The sequence below is a fragment of the Curtobacterium sp. MCSS17_008 genome (assembly GCF_003234185.1).
In the GTDB taxonomy this organism is placed as follows: Bacteria; Actinomycetota; Actinomycetes; order Actinomycetales; family Microbacteriaceae; genus Curtobacterium.
Genome location: NZ_QKSM01000004.1, coordinates 185,161 through 201,529, shown reverse-complemented (window position 1 = coordinate 201,529; position 16,369 = coordinate 185,161). Strand labels below are relative to the sequence as shown.

Below are 16,369 nucleotides of genomic sequence, written 5' to 3'. Positions count from 1 at the left end.
ACGGCCGGTGCCGCGGTGTCGCCGACCACCAGCGCCCGCTCCCGTCGTCTACCCGGCCGCCACGGTGCGGTCCCCGCCGGCGTCGCCTGCCGCGGCCGCGTCCCGGGCCGCCCGTCGATCGGCTCGACGCTCCCGGAAGCCCTCGACCACCGAGTAGAGCGCCGGCAGCACCACGAGCGTCAGCAGCGTGGAGGACACCAGGCCGCCGATCACCACGAGGGCGAGCGGCTGCGAGATGAACCCGGACTTGCCGGTGAGGCCCATCGCCATCGGCAGCAGCGCGAAGATCGTCGCGAGGGCCGTCATGAGGATCGGCCGGAGCCGTCGGGTCGCACCCTCGATCAGTGCGTCGCGCACCCGGAGGCCGCGTCGGCGGTACTGGTTCACGAGGTCGATGAGGACGATCGCGTTCGTCACGACGATGCCGACGAGCATGAGCAGGCCGATGATCGACGCCACCCCGAGCGGGATGCCGGTGACGATCTGGAGCAGCAGCGCGCCGGTCGCCGCGAACGGCACCGAGGCGAGCAGCAGGAGCGGCTGCAGCAGGCTGCGGAAGGTCGCGACCATGATCACGTAGACGATGAGGATCGCCACCAGGATCGCGAGGAGCAGCTGGCTGAACGCCGACGACTGGCTCGATGCGACACCGCCGATCGATGCCGATGCGCCCTGCGGCAGGTCGAGGCGGTCGACCGCCTGCGTGACGTTCTGCACCGCCGCGCCGAGGTTGGTCGAGTCGGGGGTCACCGTGATGGTCGCGGTGCGGACGGCGTCCGAGGTGGTGATCGTCGTCGGACCGTCGGACTGCTCGACGGTCGCGACGTCGGTGAGCGGGACCTCGCCGCTCGCGGTCGGGATCGACAGCGACTCGAGCGCCTCGATGGTCGTCGGCGGCTCCGGGTCGGCGATGTACACGTCCAACGTGGCGTCGTCGATCTCGACGCTCCCGGTGTCGCGCGGCGAGACCGCGGCTGCGACGATCCCGCCGACCTGGGTCTCCGTGAGTCCGCGCTCTGCTGCTGCACTCCGGTCGACCTGCACGGCGAGGTACGGCACCGCGGCGGACAGGTTGCTCGTCGCACCGGTCGTGCCCTCGACGCCGCGCATCTCGTCGAGGACCTCCGCGGCCGCGGTCTCGAGCTCGGCCTGGGTCGGCGCGGTGACGTCGACCTCGATGTCGCTCGAGCCGCCGAACCCACCGCCGCCGGACGACATGGTGACCTCACCGGCGCCGTCGAGCTGCTCGATGCGGTCGCGGACGGTCGACTGGATCGTGTTCTGGTCGGCCTCGGCGTCGGTCGTGACGTTGTACTGGACCGACGCCGAGGCACCGCCGCCGAACGCGGCCTGGATGGACTGTCCGCTCGATCCGATCGTGGTCTGCACGGTCTCGACGCCGGACACGTCGCGCAGGACGCCCTCGACCTCACGCGCCGCGTCGGACTGCTCGTCGAGGCTCGTGCCCGGCTCGAGGTCCTGCGTCACGGTGAAGGTGTTCTGTCCGGAGTCGCCGAGGTAGTTCGTCTTCACGAACGGCACGGCCGCACCGGTGCCGCCGAGGACGAGCACGGCCAGCGCGAGGACGAGCGCCGGACGGCCGACCGCCCAGCGGAGGACGGGCAGGTAGCCCCGGCGCAGCCGGTCGGAGGTGCCGGCGTCGTGCAGGTCGTCAGCCGACGCCAGCGCACCCGTGGACGCCGAGCCCGCGCCCGCCGCGTCCGTGGACACCGAGCCCGCGCCTGCCGCGTCCGCGCGGGTCGCGGCTGGGTCCGCGTTCCGGTCGGCCCTCGGCGCCCGGAGCCACCAGTAGGCGAGCACGGGCACGATCGTCAGGGACACGAAGAGCGATGCGATCAGGGCCATGGTGACCGTGAGCGCGAACGGTCGGAACAGCTCGCCGACGAGCTCCGCGACGAAGGCCACCGGCAGGAACACCGCCACGGTGGTGAGCGTCGACGCGGTGACGGCGCCCGCGACCTCGCGCACCGCGTCGAGCACCGCCCGACCGCGGTCGACGCCGGGCTGCAGGTGCCGCTTGATGTTCTCGATGACCACGATGGAGTCGTCCACCACCCGGCCGATCGCGATCGTGAGCGCGGCGAGCGTGATGATGTTGAGCGTGTAGCCCGCCGCCTGCATGCCGATCGCGGCGAGCAGCACGGACGTCGGGATGGAGATCGCGGTGACGAGCGTCGACCGCCACGAGAGCAGGAACACCAGGATCACCACGACGGCGAACCCGAGTCCGAGCAGCCCTTCCTCGGCCAGGGAGTCGATCGACTGCTGGATGTAGGGCGCCTGGTCGAAGACCACCGTGAACTGCGGGTCGCCGGCGACCTTCGCCTCGATGCCGGGCAGGGCGTCCTTCACCGTCTCGGAGACGTCGACGGTGTTCGCCTCCTGCGTCTTCGTGATGGCGACGGTGAGCGCCGTCTTGCCGTCGACCCGGCTGATCGACGTGCGGGGCGACTCCTCGATCCGGACGGTCGCGACGTCACCGAGCGCGGTCGGCGTCGAGGCCGTGCTCGCGCCCGCCCCGCCGGTGGCAGTCCCGTCGGTGCCGGCCCCGCCGGTGGCAGTCCCGTCGGTGCCGGTCTGACCCGCTGCGGACCCTCCCGCGGTCCCGTCCCCGGACCCGGTGGCCCCGCCGGTCGTCGACCCCGTGCTGCCCGGCGCACCGGCGGCGCCGGACCCCGTCGCCGCACCACCGGCCGCCGACTCCGAGCCAGCGCCCGAGGACGACGACCCCGACCCGCTCGACGCGGTCAGCGGCAGCCCTCGGATGTCGTCGAGGGAGGCGATGCGCTGCCCGGTCTGCACCGAGAGCGTCTTGCCGTCCTCGGTGATGGTGCCGCCCGGGATGAGCGTGCCGTTGTCGTCGAGGGCGTCCGAGACCGACTGCGTGGTGAGGCCACGGGCCGCGAGCTCGTCGGTGTCCGGCGTGATCACCACGCGTCGTCCGGGGTTGCCGAAGACGTCGGCCTGGCGGACCCCGTCGAGCTTCTCGAGGTCCGGCACCGCGGTGGCGTTCAGCCGGTCGACGAGCTGCTCCTGGTTGCCCGAGGCGGTGACGGCGAGCTGCAGCACGGGGAGGTCGTCGAAGGACCCGGTGACGATCTGGGTCTGCACGGTGTCCGGCAACGACAGGGCGTTCACGGCGGTCTGGATCTTGTCCTCGGCACTCGCGAGGTTCGAGCCGTAGTCGAACGAGGCCGACACGACGCTCTGACCGGTCGACGACGTCGCGCTCGTCGACTCGAGGTCCGGGACGACCTGGATCGCCTGCTCGATCTTGGTCGACACGTCGTTCGACACGACCTCCGGCGTCGCTCCCGGGTAGGCGCTGACGATCGCCACCTGGGGGAACTGGACGCTCGGGATCAGCTCTTGCTTGAGGTTCGTCAGCGCGACGCCGCCGAACACCGCCACGACGATCGTGACGAGCGCGATGAGGGCACGGTTGCGGAGGCTGAAGACCGAGAGGAGGTGCACGTGGTCGATCCTCGCAGTTCCACCTGCGAAGCGGACGGTGTTCGCGGACCTGTGGAGGACCGTTCACCCGCCGATCAGCAGGTACGCTCCGAGCACCCCGACCGCGCCGACGATCCCCGTGCCGAGCGCGACCACCCGCGCCACCGGGGTCCGCGCCGTCACGGTCGCGACGACGAGCACCGCCACGCCGACCACGATCTGGGCGACCCAGCCGGGCCTGGTCGCATCGTCGGCCACCTGCAGCACGGCACGGACGCCTTCGCCGACCAGGATCGCCGCGGCCACGCCCAGGGCCGCGGCGCGCCAGCGGTCGTCCCGCGTCCGCAGGCCGACGGCGACGGCGCCCGCGAGCACCCCCGCGGGCAGCCCCATCAGGACCCAGAAGTTGGTGATCGACAGCACGTCCGGGTGACCGCGCAGGTTCGTCGCAGCCCAGTAGCCGAGGTGCATGAGCTCGAGCGAGGCGACCCCGAGCACCGCCGCGAGCGCCAGGCCGGCGCGGCCGGTCCGCACCCCGGCGAGCGCGCAGAGCGCCACCGCGACGACGAACCACGGCCCGGCGGCGTTCGCGGCCGCGGCGAGCGCCGGCACTGCCTGCCCGAACGAGGTGAGCACGCCGACGAGGACCGACGCGGTGAGGGCGATCGAGATGCGCACGGCGCGCGGGACCGGTCGGTGCGCCGACGCGGGAACGGGACGGTGGGTGGCGACGGTCGGGGTCATGCTCCGAGCCTCGCGGAACCGGCGGCCGACCGCGTCACCCCGGGGAGCGAGAACGCGCCGGGCGGGCTCCTCCTCGGGGATGACCCCTACACCACGGCGGCGAGTGACCCCCGCGCACCCGCGCCCTCGCCGCCGATGCGCGCCCAGGCACGCTCGAGGGACTCGACCAGGCGCACGCGGTCCGCGGCACCCATCGTGTACGGCACCCGCAGGTACCGCTCGAACCCGCCGTCCGGCCCGAACACCCCGCCGGAGGCGAGCACCACGCCCTCGGCGCGCGCGGCGAGCACGAGCGCACTCGACACCGGTCGGCCGAGCCCGACCCAGGTCGTCAACCCGCCCGCCGGGGAGGGGACGTCCCACTCGGGCAGCCGCGTGCGGAGCGCGGCCACGACGTCGTCGCGCCCGGCGCGCAGGAAGGTGCGCCGCGCCTCCAGGACGGCCGCCGTCCGCGGCACCAGCTCGCGCGCGACCAGCTGGTCGAGCACGGGCGTGCCGAGGTCGCCCGTCGGGCGGGCGAGCAGCAGGCGCTGCAGCAGCTCCGGTGCGGCACGCACCCAGCCGATCCGCAGGCCGCCCCAGAAGACCTTGGCGGCCGAACCGATCATCACCACCGACGCGCCGGTCGGGTCGGCGGCGGCGAGCGGCAGCGCCGGCTCGCCGTCGATGCGGAGCTCCCCCATCGTCTCGTCGGCCACGACGGTGGTCCCGGTCGAGGCGGCGACGGACAGCAGCAGGTCCCGCGTGCCGGGTGTCATCGTCGCCCCGGTCGGGTTGTGCAGCTCCGGCATGACGTAGGCCAGCGCGGGCGTGGTCCGACGGAGCGTCGTCTCGAGCGCGGCGGCGTCCCAACCCGCCCGCGCGTCGACGGGGACGCCGACGAGCCGGCCGCCGGCCTCCCGGACGGCCTCGTGCGCGTGCGGGTAGGTCGGGGACTCGACGAGCACGGCGTCCCCGCGACGGACGAGCACGCGGGCGAGCAGGGCGATCGCGTGCTGCGCCCCGATCGTGACGACGATCTGCGACGGATCCGTCGGCAGTCCGCGCTCGGTGTAGCGAGCGGCGATCACGGCGCGCAGCCCCGGGTCGCCGACGGTGTCGTACCCGATCCCGGCGAGGGCCGCCGGCACGTGCCGAACCGCACGTTCGACGGCCTCGGCGACCTCCGGAGCGGCGTGCAACGCGGCCTTCCGCAGGTCGAGCGCGTCCCCCGCGACGACGCCGCCGAGCCGCTCCGGGTCCGGCCGGCCCGCGAGCTCGCGCGGCAGGTGCACGACGCTGCCCGACCCGCGGAGCGAGACGACGAAGCCGTCCTCCCGCAGTCGGGCGTAGGCGTTCGCGACCGTCGTGCGCGAGATCCCGAGTGCCTGGGCGAGCCCTCGCTCGGCGGGCAGCCGGACGCCGAGCGGGATCCGGCCGTCGATGACCAGGACCCGGATCGCGTCGGAGAGGGCCTCGTACGCGGGCGCGTCGGTCCCGCCGCGCCAGTCGGAGAGGAGCACGGCGGCGGAGCGAGCGCTGAGGGAGACCGGGGGCACGGGTCCACGCTAGCCGGATTGGCTCTCGACGACCAGGCCAATCCGGCGGGACGATCGGCACATGTCCCGCTCCACCGCCCGCACGCTCCGCTTCGTCCAGCTCGCCGTCGGCCTCTTCCTCTACGGCGCCTCCACCGCCCTGCAGGTGCGCGCGGTCGTCGGGGTCGGGTCGTGGACGGTGCTGACGCAGGGCCTCGAGAACGTCCTGCCGTGGTCGTTCGGCGTCATCACCGTGGTGTCGAGCGTCGTCATCCTGCTGCTCTGGGTCCCGCTCCGCCAGAAGCCGGGGATCGGCACGCTCTGCAACGTCCTGGCGATCGGCCCCTCCGCCGACGTGGTCCTCTGGCTGGTGCCGGAGCCGGACGGCCTCGTCGCACGGGTGCTGCTCTTCGCGGCGGGCCTGGCACTGCTCGCGGTCGCGACCGCGTGCTACATCGGTGCGGGCCTCGGCACCGGGGCCCGCGACGGCCTGATGGTCGGCGTGCACGAGCGGTTCGGCTGGCCGCTGTGGCTCGCGCGCACGGTGATCGAGGTCACCGTCGTCGCGGTCGGTTGGCTGCTCGGCGGGGACGTCGGCGTCGGCACGGTGGTGGCCGCGTTCGCGATCGGCCCGATGGTGCAGCCGCTCATGCCGCTCTTCCGTCGCCTGCCGTGGTCGCCGACCCGGTCGGACGCCCGCCTGCCCGCAAGCTCGCGCCCGAACCGTTGCCTCGGGGCCACTCGCGATGTAGCGTGATTCCACGCAACGCGATACATCGCGAGTTCGAGGAGGCAACATGGCCCAGGAGAAGTGGCTCGTCGAGGAGCCCAAGGTGATCGACACCGGGATCGTCCGCGCCCTGCGCGTCGGACTCGCCGGTGGACAGGTCGACGTCGTCGCGCACGACGAACCGACCGCCCGGGTGGAGGTGCACAGCGTGTCCGGCAAGCCGCTCAAGATCGAGCTCGACGGCGACACGCTCACGATCGACCACCCCCAGATCCGCTGGGACGACCCGCTCGGCTTCCTGAAGTCGTTCCGCGGCCGGGCCTCGGCCGACGTCAGCGTCCTCGTCCCGCGCGACGCCCGCGTCACGGTCGGCGTCGTCTCCGCCGGCGCACTGCTCTCCGGCACGAACCGGGGCGCGAACGTGAACACGGTGTCCGGCGACGTCGTCGTCGACGGCCTCGCGGGCGACCTCGCCGTGCACGCCGTCTCCGGGTCCACCACCGTCCGCGACCTCGACGGCGGGCTCACCGTCCGCACCGTCTCCGGCGACGTCGTCGCAACCGGGGCGATCCCGCGCTTCTCGGCCGACGGCGTGAACGCCGACGTCGTGCTCGACCTGCAGGGCACGCCGGACTCCGCCCGGGTGAACACCGTCTCCGGCTCGGTGAGCGTCCGGCTCGAGGACGGCGTCCCCTACCGCTGCACGGTCAGCACGGCGTCCGGCAAGCTGCAGTTCGACGACTCCGAGATCCGCGGGGTGCGCGGGTCCTACGTCAAGCAGGGCGGCGAGCTGTCCGGCGAGTGGCTCGACCTCAAGGTGAACTCGGTCTCTGGCGACATCGCGGTCCTGCACGCACCGCCCGCGCCGCCGACGTCCTCCAGGGCCGGCGACGCCGATGAGACGGTGGTGCCCGAATGAGCCCCGTGTTCGCGCACGGTCACCTGCGCCTGTCCCTGCTGTCCATGCTCGCCGACCACCCGATGCACGGCTACGAGCTCATCCAGGCCCTCGGCGAACGCTTCGGCGGCGCCTACGTCCCGAGCGCCGGCACGGTGTACCCGCGCCTGGCGAAGCTCGAGGCCGAGGGGCTCGTCACGAAGACCGCCGACGGCCGCAAGACCGTCTACGCGATCACCGACGCCGGTCGGGCCGAGCTCGCGGCGCGTGCCGACGAGCTGGCAGCGATCCAGTCCGGCGTGGCCGACACCGTGAAGTCGCTGGCCGACGGCGTCCGCGCCTCGGTCGGCGAGGCCATGCGGTCCCTCCGTGCGGACCTCGCGGCGAGCGCGCAGGCCCCGCGCGGCCAGACCGCCGACGAGCCGGTCGACGTCCCGACCGAGGGCGCCCGGGCGCTGCGCGAGGTCGAGATGGTCATCGCGTCGTTCCGGCAGCAGGTCCGGGCGGACCTGCGCCGCCGCGCGACCCGCGGCACGCTCACCGACGACACGGTGGCCCGCCTGCGGGACGGCCTGGAGGCCCTGCGCCGCTCCGTCTGACGACCGCCGCCGGACGGGTGGTGGTGATCCGCGCCTCCCGTCCGCCGGCCGTCGACGGCGTGCCCGCCGCGCGTCCGCCGGACGCGCTCCGGCGCCTGTCCGTTCGCACAGTGTTGACTCGGGCGCGCAACTGAGTAGGTTTGCCGCTCGTGACGAACGAGATCCGGTCGCTCAAGGCGCGACTGATCGGCGATCCCCTGCCCTCCGAGAAGCTCGAGGGACAGCTCCTCCCGAAGCACCTGGCGCTGCCGATCTTCGCGAGCGACCCGCTGTCGAGCGTGGCGTACGCGCCACAGGAGCTCCTCATGATCCTGCTGCTCGGCGGGATGGCGTTCCTGACCTTCGCGCCGTGGGTCGCCGCGCTCGTCGTGCTGCTGCTCGTCGTGGTGGTCGCGTCCTACCGGCAGCTCATCAAGGCGTACCCGTCCGGCGGCGGCGACTACGAGGTGGCGCACCGGAACCTCGGCGAGAAGGCGGGGCTCATCGTGGCGAGCGCCCTGCTCGTCGACTACGTCATGACGGTCGCGGTGTCGGTGGCCTCGGGCGTCGACAACATCATCTCCGCGGTGCCGGAGCTCGACCCGTTCCGCATCGAGATCGCGGTGGCGTTCGTCGTCCTGCTCGCCGGGGTGAACCTGCGCGGTGTCCGCGAGTCCAGCAAGGCCTTCGCGGTCCCGACCTACCTGTTCGTCGGCTCGGTGTTCGTGATGGTGGTCGTCGGGCTGGTCCGGGCGGCGACCGGGGACGCGCCCGTGGCGGAGTCCGCCGCGTACACGGTGCAGAACGTCGAGCACACGACCCAGGCCGCGTTCGTGCTGCTGCTCCTGCGCGCCTTCGCGTCCGGCTGCTCGGCGCTGACCGGCGTCGAGGCCATCGCGAACGGCGTGCAGGCGTTCCGCCGCCCGAAGGTCCGCAACGCGCAGATGACGCTCGTGTTCATGGGGTCGATCGCCATCGTCCTGTTCGTCGGGCTCATCTCCCTGGCCCTCATCGCCCGCGTGCACTACGCCGAGGACGCCTGCGACCTGCAGGGCTTCACGGCGTGCGCGTCGACGCCGCAGCGCTCGCTCATCGCGCAGATCGCCGCCGCGACGTTCGGGGGCGGCAGCGTCCTGTTCTTCGTCGTGCAGGCGACGACCGCCGCGGTGCTGCTCCTCGCGGCGAACACGGCCTTCAACGGCTTCCCGCTGCTCGGCTCGATCCTGGCACGGGACTCGTACGCCCCGAAGGCCCTGTCGACCCGCGGCGACCGGCTCATCTACTCGAACGGCGTCATCGTCCTGGCGCTCGTCGCGGTCGCACTGCTCGTGGTCTACCGGGCGAACGTGACGAGCCTCATCCAGCTGTACATCATCGGCGTCTTCGTGTCGTTCACACTCGGCCAGACGGGCATGGTGCGGCACTGGCTGCGGCAGCTCCGATCCGACCGTTCCCGCCTGCCGGGGTCCGGCGACGAGCCGCTCGACCGCGGACAGGTGTGGCGTTCGCTGACCATCAACGCGATCGGCGCGACCTTCACCTCCGTCGTGCTCGTCATCGTCACCGTCACGAAGTTCACGCACGGCGCCTGGCTCGTCTTCGTGATCATGCCGGTGCTGTTCGTCCTCATGCTCGGTGTGAACCGCTACTACCGCGACGTCTCGCACGAGATCGAGGCCGACGTCGACACGCAGTTCGGCGCGACCGGCGACCACGCGATCGTCCTCGTGAACAAGCTGCAGAAGCCGGTGCTCAAGGCGGTCGACTACGCGATCGCGGCGAAGCACGCCGGGCTCGAGGCGGTGCACGTCGCGATCGACGACGCCGAGGCCCGCCGACTGCAGGAGCAGTGGGCCGAGCACGGCATCGAGGTCCCGCTCACCATCGTGCCGAGCCCCTACCGCGACATCTCGATGCCGCTCATCCGGTACATCAAGGCGCACCGGCTCGAGCACGGGTCCGAGGTCGTCACCGTCTACACGCCCGTGTTCGTCGTGGGGCACTGGTGGGAGACGTTCCTGCACAACCACCGTGGTCGCCGGATCCGCAAGAAGCTCCTGCTCGTGCACGGCGTGACGGTCGCCCTCGTCCCGTGGCTGCTGGACTCCTCGGAGCTGCTGTACGGCCGTCGGTCCCGCCCGCTGCCGGGCCAGGAGCGCCGTGGCGAGCCCGTCCGCCCCGCGCTGCGTCGCTCGCCGCAGGGCGTGTTCCACCACGAGGCGCAGGAGGACCGACTGCTCCGGTCGGCCCAGCGCAACAGCCTGCAGCCCCGTCGTGCGTCGCGTCCCGCCGGGCCCGCCGAGGGCGTCGACCAGACCCAGTGCACCGGCGAGATGCGCGTCCTCGTGCCCGCACCTCCGAGCGGCGACGGCGGCCGGTCGTAACATCGGCGGCGACATGACGATCTCCGACCTGCGCACCTTCGCGACCTTCGACGGCCACGGCGGCAAGGTGTCGAAGCGCGTCGAGGTGCTCGACCACGAGCCGCCTGCCGTCGGTCCGTACGCGGGGCTGGTGGCGGTGCGCGGCGAGCACCCGCTCGGCGCACTCGACGAGCGGCCCGTCGACGACGGCACCGACCTGACCCGCGGGGTCCCGAGCATCGGCTGGGTCGACCCGGCGACGCTCCGCGACTGGTACCGCCCGGACCGCGTGGTCGTGTCCCGGCTCGAGGCACGCCGCTCCGGTCTGGAGACCGGTCTGTACGCGGACTCGCGGGGACGCGGGCGCGTCCGGATCGACAGCCTGGAGGCGCGGCTCGCCCCCGACGGTCGGCCCGCCTTCCGCGCGTTGGCCGGTCCCGTCGACGCCCCCGTGGTCGACGTGCCGCTGCCCACCGACCAGGCGGTGCGCCTCGTCGCCGTCCGTGCGGTCGACGAGGGACTCGAGGTCGTGACCACGCCGGTCTCACCGTTCCTCTCCCCCGGCCGGTACGCCGCGTACGACGCCGACGTGGTCGGGCTGCCGCCGCGGCCGTCCACCGGCGACGTGGACGTCCGGGCCGCCGTGCTGCTCGACGGTTCCGTGCACGAGGTCGTCCGCATCGACGAACGGGCCGCGACGATCTGGCTCCGGCGAGGCGACTCCGACGTGCCGATCGCGACGAGCGGCGTCGGGCCGGACCTGGTGCGTTACACGGCGACACCGGCCTGAGGCCCGGGGGACGTCCTCGCTGCGTGTCGGCCACGCCGTCGCGCGTACCTTCGGCGCCATGAGTGATGCAGATCGCGCAGAGCAGCAGCAGACCCCGGACGGCACCCACCAGGGCGAGACCCTCGGTGGCGAGCGTCCCGACCCCTCGACGACCGCGAGCAAGGACCCGGAGCAGTGGGTCACCGGTGACGAGCCGATGACCGGCCCGCAGCGCAGCTACCTGGACACCCTCGCCCGCGAGGCCGGCGAGGAGCTCCCCGCCGACCTCACGAAGGCCGAGGCGTCCGAGCACATCGACCGTCTGCAGCAGCAGACCGGACGCGGCACCGACTCCTGAACCTGTGCGCCGGTCCACCGTTCGGTGGACCGGCGTCTGGAGGACTCCTGACGAACTCCGGGCAGTCCCCCGCACCCCCCCCCAGGTCGATGACGTGTCAACCGATACGGTCGGCGCCATGCGAACGACATCGACCTCCATCGGCCTGACCGCGCTCCGCATCGTCCTGGGCGTGGTGTTCATCGCCCACGGCGCCCAGAAGTTCACCCAGGGGATCCCCGGTGTCGCCCAGGGCTTCGCCGGCATGGGCGTCCCGCTCGCCGAGGTCGCCGCGCCCGTCGTCGCGGGCCTCGAGCTCGTCGGGGGCGCCCTGCTCGTCCTCGGTGTCGCCACGCGCGTCGTCGGGCTGCTGCTCGCGGTCGACATGGTCGTCGCGGGCCTCCTCGCCCACGCCACCGCCGGGTTCTTCGCCCAGGACGGCGGCTTCGAGTACGTGCTCGTGCTCGCCGTCGCCTCGCTCGCCGTCGCCCTGACCGGGCCGGGGCGCTGGTCGGTCGACGCGCTCGTGCTGCGCTCCTCGCGGCGGAAGCGCGGTGTCCCGGAGCCCGTCTCGGCGTGAGTCCTCGTCAGGACTCCGGGGGACGCGATGGCCAGGTCGGGAACGGGGTACATGGTAGAGTGATCGGCAGATTTCAAACCACGAACCGTTCGGTTCCCCGGGTGGCAACCCTGCACCCGCCAGGACCGGACCAGAGCCGATCACGAGGGGGTCACGCATGGGGCGCGGCCGTCAGAAGGCAAAGCACACCAAGGTCGCCCGGGAGCTGAAGTACTTCAGCCCGGAGACGAACTACGGTGCGCTCGAACGCGAGCTCTCCGCCGGGCAGCACTCGGACGAAGACTCCTACGTCGACCGCTGGGCAGACCAATACGGTGATGACCAGTACGACGACGGGGACGAGCTCGAGACCCAGCAGGACCAGAACAAGTCCGCCTGACCCGAACCGTCGACGCCGCGCGCCCTCCGGGGTCGCGCGGCGTTTCCGCGTGCGCGCACACCACGCAACGCTCTGGTCGCACAACATGCCGCTCGACTTCCGACCCAGCGGCAGTTCGCGCAACCCGAACGACCGCACACGGCATGTCGAGCGACCAGGACGGCCGCGCCAACGCCGCCGCTCCCGCCGCTCCCTGCTCCGCCGCTCCCGCCGTACGGCCGGACACCACGGATCGCTCTGGTCGCACAACGTGCCGCTCAACTTCCGCCCCAACGGCAGTTCGCGCGACCCGAACGACCACACACGGCATGTCGAGCGACCAGGACGACCGCGCCGACACCGCCGCTCCCGCCGCACGGCCGGACACCACGGATCGCTCTGGTCGCACAACGTGCCGCTCAACTTCCGCCCCAGCGGCAGTTCGCGCAACCCGAACGACCGCACACGGCGAGTCGAGCGACCAGGACGGCCGCGCCAACGCCGCCGCTCCGCTCCGCCGCTCCCGCCGCTCCCGCCGCTCCCGCCGCTCCGCCACGCAACGCTCCGGTCGCAGGACGTGCCGCTCAACTTCCGACCCAGCGGCAGTTCGCGCGACCCGAACGACCGCACACGGCATGTCGAGCGACCAGGACGACCGCGCCGACACCTCCGCGACGAGCACGACGCCAGCACGGCGCCAGGCGGCAGGCGTTAGGCGGTAGGCGTCAGCCCGCGTAGGAACCGACGAGACGGACCGCCCCGCCGTCGACACCCTTGGCGCCCTGTTCGAATCCGCTCAGGTCACGCTCCGAGGTCGAGACCGTGCCGACGGTCCACGACGGGAGCCCCGCGGCACGCAGGTCGTCGAGCACCGCGGACGCCGACGACGCCGCGACGACCGCGAACATCCCGATGCCGAGGTTCCACGTGCCCTCGGTGTCCTCGACCGGGGTGCCCGCCATGTCCGCGAGGACCCGGAACACCGTCGAGGGCGTCCACGTCGAACGGTCGACCTCGACCCACGTGCCGACGGGCAGCACGCGCGCCAGGTTGGCGGCGATGCCACCACCGGTGACGTGGGAGAGCGAGTGGACGACACCGGGCCGGGCGTCGAGCAGGTCGAGCAGCGGCGCGGTGTACAGGCGGGTGGGCTCGAGCAGGGCCTCACCGACGGAGACGCCGGCGCCGAACTCCGGCAGCTGGTCGGTGTAGCCGACGCCCCTGCCGGACAGGATGTGCCGGACCAGGGAGTACCCGTTCGAGTGCAGGCCCGACGACTCGATCGCCACGACGACGTCGCCGTCCTCGACCAGGTGCGCGCCGAGCTGGCGGTCGGCCTCGACGACACCGGTCGCAGCACCCGCCACGTCGTAGTCGTCCGGTCCGAGCAGCCCCGGGTGCTCCGCGGTCTCGCCGCCGACGAGGGCGGTGCCGGTGGCCGAGCAGCCCCGCGCGATGCCCGCGACGATGTCCGCGATCCGGTTCGGCACGACGCGGCCGCAGGCGATGTAGTCCGTCATGAAGAGCGGCTTCGCGCCGACCACGACGATGTCGTCGACGACCATGCCGACCAGGTCCTGGCCGATCGTGTCGTGCTTGTCGATCGCCTGCGCGATGGCGACCTTCGTGCCGACGCCGTCGGTCGACGTCGCGAGCAGCGGCCGCTCGTAGGAGCGCAGGAACGACACGTCGTACAGTCCGGCGAACCCTCCCACTCCCCCGAGGACCGAGGGGTTGTGGGTCGCCGACACGGCGGACTTCATGAGCTCGACGGCCAGGTCCCCGGCGGCGGTGTCGACGCCGGCGGCAGCGTACGGGTTCGGCATGCGTGGTCCTCCGCGGAGCATGGCAGACTTGTTCGGTACCACCCGATCCTACGGTCTGGAGCACCCCGCGAATGTGCGGCATCGTCGGCCTCGTTGCGCAGGGGCCTGCAAACCAATCCATCTACGACGCCCTGCTGCTCCTGCAGCACCGGGGCCAGGACTCGACGGGCATCGCCACGGTCGAGGGGCACGTCCACCACATGCACAAGACGCGTGGTCACGTGCGCGAGGCGTTCCGCACCCGTGACATGCGTGCTCTGCTCGGCACGATGGGCCTGGGGCACGTCCGGTACGCCACGAAGGGCGCCGCGAGCAACGAGGAAGAGGCCCAGCCCTTCTACGTGAACGCGCCCTACGGCATCGTGCTCGTGCACAACGGCAACCTCACGAACACCCGCGAGCTCACCCGCGAGCTGTTCGACATCGACCGCCGCCACCTCAACACGACGAGCGACACCGAGCTCCTCGTGAACGTCCTGGCGCACGAGCTCCAGGGCCAGGTGCGCGGCAGCGAGCTCGACGCCGGCCAGGTGTTCGACGCCGTCGAGCGCGTGCACGAGCGGGTCGAGGGCTCGTACGCCACGATCGCCACGATCGCGGGCCACGGTCTGCTCGCGTTCCGCGACCCGTACGGCATCCGCCCGCTCATCCTCGGCCACAGGTTCGACGAGGCCGGGCAGCCGGAGTGGGTCGTGGCGAGCGAGTCCCTCGTGCTCGAGTCCGGCGGCTACGAGATCGTCCGCGACATCGCCCCGGGCGAGGCCGTGTTCATCGAGATGAACGGTCAGATGCACGCCCGGCAGTGCGCCAAGGACCCGCGCCTGGTGCCGTGCTCGTTCGAGTACGTGTACCTCGCCCGTCCCGACTCGGTGATGAACGGCATCTCGGTCTACGACGCCCGGCTCCGGCTCGGCAACCGCCTGGCCGACACGATCGCGCAGTACGCCCCGACCGGTGACATCGACGTCGTCATGCCGATCCCGGACTCGAGCCGACCGGCCGCGATGCAGGTGGCGCAGAAGCTCGGCATCGAGTACCGCGAGGGCTTCTACAAGAACCGCTACGTCGGCCGGACCTTCATCATGCCGGGGCAGGCGGAGCGCAAGCGCTCGGTGCGGCAGAAGCTCAACGCGATGTCGTCGGAGTTCAAGGGCAAGAACATCCTGATCGTCGACGACTCGATCGTCCGCGGCACCACGAGCCGCGAGATCGTCGAGATGGCCCGTGCCGCCGGCGCGAACGAGGTGACGTTCACCTCCGCCGCTCCCCCGGTCCGGTTCCCGCACGTCTACGGCATCAACATGCCGACCCGTGCCGAACTCATCGCGCACGACCGCAAGATCCCGGAGATCAACCGCGTGCTCGGCAGCGACCACCTCATCTACCAGGAGATCGCGGACATGCGCGACGCCATCATCGAGGGCTCGGACGTCACCGACCTCGAGATGAGCTGCTTCACCGGTGAGTACGTCACCGGGACCGTCAGCCCCGAGTACCTGTCGTGGGTGGAGGCGAACCAGCTCAGCTGAGTCGCGTCACGACGCGGCCACGCGACGGACGGGAGGCCCGGTACCAGCTGGTACCGGGCCTCCCGTCCGTCGCGGGGTGGCGACCGTCAGCGGTCGGTGTGGTCCGGTGCGGTCGGGTCACCGTGGTCCTCGACCTCGCCGTCGACCGTCTCCTCCGCCGGCTCGACCTCGACGCGCTCCGCCGTCAGGCGGGCGGCGCGGCGGGCGAGGACGCGGTCGAGCACGATCGCGGCGATCGAACCGACGAGCGCGCCGAGCGTGACGCCCCAGAGCGAGAAGTAGCCGACGAGCGTGCCGAAGCTGGCGTCCTGCTGGTCGCCCCGGTCGATGTCCATGGTGAGCGTCACGACGACGAGGGTCGCGAGGAACCCGAGCACGGCACCACCGACGATGAAGACGCCGTACTTCGGCGCGCGTCGGATGGTGACCTCGTCCGGGGAGCTGACCGCGCTCGGAGCCGGTGTCGCTCCCGACGGCGCAGGCGCAGCCGGGCGGTCTTCGGGTCGGTCGGTGTCGCTCACCCGTCCATTGTCCCCCACTGTGGGACGTGCTCCCGCCTGTTGCTCGACACGTGGTCCGGGGCAAGATGTCCCTACGTGTCCGCGGAGCGCAGGACGTCGGGGCCGACCGCTCGGTCGAGGACGACGTCCGAGCCCGGGGAACGGG

14 protein-coding genes are annotated in these 16,369 nt (G+C 72.4%); 9 read left to right on the top strand and 5 right to left on the bottom strand.

Going from position 1 to position 16,369, the window contains the following annotated elements; translation table 11 throughout:
• Window positions 1–48 precede the first annotated feature (48 nt).
• The 3 genes from DEJ23_RS06610 to DEJ23_RS06600 form a co-directional block, all read right to left on the bottom strand.
• Window positions 49–3,495 (bottom strand): efflux RND transporter permease subunit, encoded by a 3,447-nt coding sequence (locus tag DEJ23_RS06610; protein ID WP_111239480.1) that lies wholly within the window; start codon window positions 3,493–3,495, stop codon window positions 49–51.
• Between the two features lie 63 nt (window positions 3,496–3,558).
• Complete coding sequence (locus DEJ23_RS06605; protein ID WP_111239479.1) at window positions 3,559–4,218, bottom strand: DUF6518 family protein; 660 nt, start codon at window positions 4,216–4,218, stop codon at window positions 3,559–3,561.
• Window positions 4,219–4,304: 86 nt separating this feature from the next.
• Window positions 4,305–5,756 (bottom strand): PLP-dependent aminotransferase family protein, encoded by a 1,452-nt coding sequence (locus DEJ23_RS06600; RefSeq protein ID WP_111239478.1) that lies wholly within the window; start codon window positions 5,754–5,756, stop codon window positions 4,305–4,307.
• A gap of 61 nt (window positions 5,757–5,817) precedes the next feature.
• Between DEJ23_RS06600 and DEJ23_RS06595 the strand changes: the two genes are divergently transcribed.
• From DEJ23_RS06595 to DEJ23_RS06560, 8 genes are all read left to right on the top strand, one after another.
• A complete protein-coding gene (locus DEJ23_RS06595; protein ID WP_111239477.1) occupies window positions 5,818–6,492 on the top strand; it encodes a YitT family protein in 675 nt (224 codons plus the stop codon).
• Window positions 6,493–6,532: 40 nt separating this feature from the next.
• A complete protein-coding gene (locus DEJ23_RS06590) occupies window positions 6,533–7,384 on the top strand; it encodes a DUF4097 family beta strand repeat-containing protein (RefSeq protein ID WP_111239476.1) in 852 nt (283 codons plus the stop codon).
• A complete protein-coding gene (locus tag DEJ23_RS06585) occupies window positions 7,381–7,962 on the top strand; it encodes a PadR family transcriptional regulator (RefSeq protein ID WP_111239475.1) in 582 nt (193 codons plus the stop codon). Before DEJ23_RS06590 ends, DEJ23_RS06585 begins: the two co-directional genes overlap by 4 nt.
• 140 nt (window positions 7,963–8,102) lie before the next feature.
• Window positions 8,103–10,325 carry an APC family permease gene (locus DEJ23_RS06580; protein ID WP_111239474.1) on the top strand — a complete coding sequence of 741 codons (2,223 nt, stop codon included), beginning with the start codon at window positions 8,103–8,105 and terminating at the stop codon, window positions 10,323–10,325.
• A gap of 13 nt (window positions 10,326–10,338) precedes the next feature.
• The gene (locus tag DEJ23_RS06575) at window positions 10,339–11,094 is read left to right on the top strand and encodes a hypothetical protein (protein ID WP_111239473.1); all 756 of its coding nucleotides are present in this window, start codon (window positions 10,339–10,341) and stop codon (window positions 11,092–11,094) included.
• Window positions 11,095–11,152: 58 nt separating this feature from the next.
• Complete coding sequence (locus DEJ23_RS06570) at window positions 11,153–11,431, top strand: DUF3072 domain-containing protein (protein ID WP_111239472.1); 279 nt, start codon at window positions 11,153–11,155, stop codon at window positions 11,429–11,431.
• A gap of 118 nt (window positions 11,432–11,549) precedes the next feature.
• Complete coding sequence (locus DEJ23_RS06565; RefSeq protein ID WP_111239471.1) at window positions 11,550–11,990, top strand: DoxX family protein; 441 nt, start codon at window positions 11,550–11,552, stop codon at window positions 11,988–11,990.
• A 157-nt stretch (window positions 11,991–12,147) separates the two neighbouring features.
• A complete protein-coding gene (locus tag DEJ23_RS06560) occupies window positions 12,148–12,369 on the top strand; it encodes a DUF3073 domain-containing protein (protein ID WP_111239470.1) in 222 nt (73 codons plus the stop codon).
• A gap of 704 nt (window positions 12,370–13,073) precedes the next feature.
• On the opposite strand, the gene purM is transcribed toward DEJ23_RS06560, so the two are convergent.
• Window positions 13,074–14,174, bottom strand: a complete 1,101-nt coding sequence (gene purM / locus DEJ23_RS06555) for a phosphoribosylformylglycinamidine cyclo-ligase (protein ID WP_111239469.1) — start codon at window positions 14,172–14,174, stop codon at window positions 13,074–13,076.
• A 71-nt stretch (window positions 14,175–14,245) separates the two neighbouring features.
• Between purM and purF the strand changes: the two genes are divergently transcribed.
• Window positions 14,246–15,703, top strand: coding sequence for an amidophosphoribosyltransferase (gene purF, locus DEJ23_RS06550; protein WP_111239468.1), 1,458 nt, complete (start codon window positions 14,246–14,248; stop codon window positions 15,701–15,703).
• An 86-nt stretch (window positions 15,704–15,789) separates the two neighbouring features.
• Here purF and DEJ23_RS06545 read toward each other — a convergent pair whose 3' ends face one another.
• Complete coding sequence (locus tag DEJ23_RS06545) at window positions 15,790–16,224, bottom strand: hypothetical protein (protein WP_111239467.1); 435 nt, start codon at window positions 16,222–16,224, stop codon at window positions 15,790–15,792.
• Window positions 16,225–16,369 lie beyond the last annotated feature (145 nt).

Coding starts and splice junctions, on each gene's coding strand:
- DEJ23_RS06575 (WP_111239473.1), top strand. CDS start 10,339: ATGACGATCTCCGACCTGCGCACCTTCGCGACCTTCGACGGCCACGGC.
- purM (WP_111239469.1), bottom strand. CDS start 14,174: ATGCCGAACCCGTACGCTGCCGCCGGCGTCGACACCGCCGCCGGGGAC.
- DEJ23_RS06590 (WP_111239476.1), top strand. CDS start 6,533: ATGGCCCAGGAGAAGTGGCTCGTCGAGGAGCCCAAGGTGATCGACACC.
- DEJ23_RS06585 (WP_111239475.1), top strand. CDS start 7,381: ATGAGCCCCGTGTTCGCGCACGGTCACCTGCGCCTGTCCCTGCTGTCC.
- DEJ23_RS06560 (WP_111239470.1), top strand. CDS start 12,148: ATGGGGCGCGGCCGTCAGAAGGCAAAGCACACCAAGGTCGCCCGGGAG.
- DEJ23_RS06565 (WP_111239471.1), top strand. CDS start 11,550: ATGCGAACGACATCGACCTCCATCGGCCTGACCGCGCTCCGCATCGTC.
- purF (WP_111239468.1), top strand. CDS start 14,246: ATGTGCGGCATCGTCGGCCTCGTTGCGCAGGGGCCTGCAAACCAATCC.
- DEJ23_RS06570 (WP_111239472.1), top strand. CDS start 11,153: ATGAGTGATGCAGATCGCGCAGAGCAGCAGCAGACCCCGGACGGCACC.
- DEJ23_RS06605 (WP_111239479.1), bottom strand. CDS start 4,218: ATGACCCCGACCGTCGCCACCCACCGTCCCGTTCCCGCGTCGGCGCAC.
- DEJ23_RS06595 (WP_111239477.1), top strand. CDS start 5,818: ATGTCCCGCTCCACCGCCCGCACGCTCCGCTTCGTCCAGCTCGCCGTC.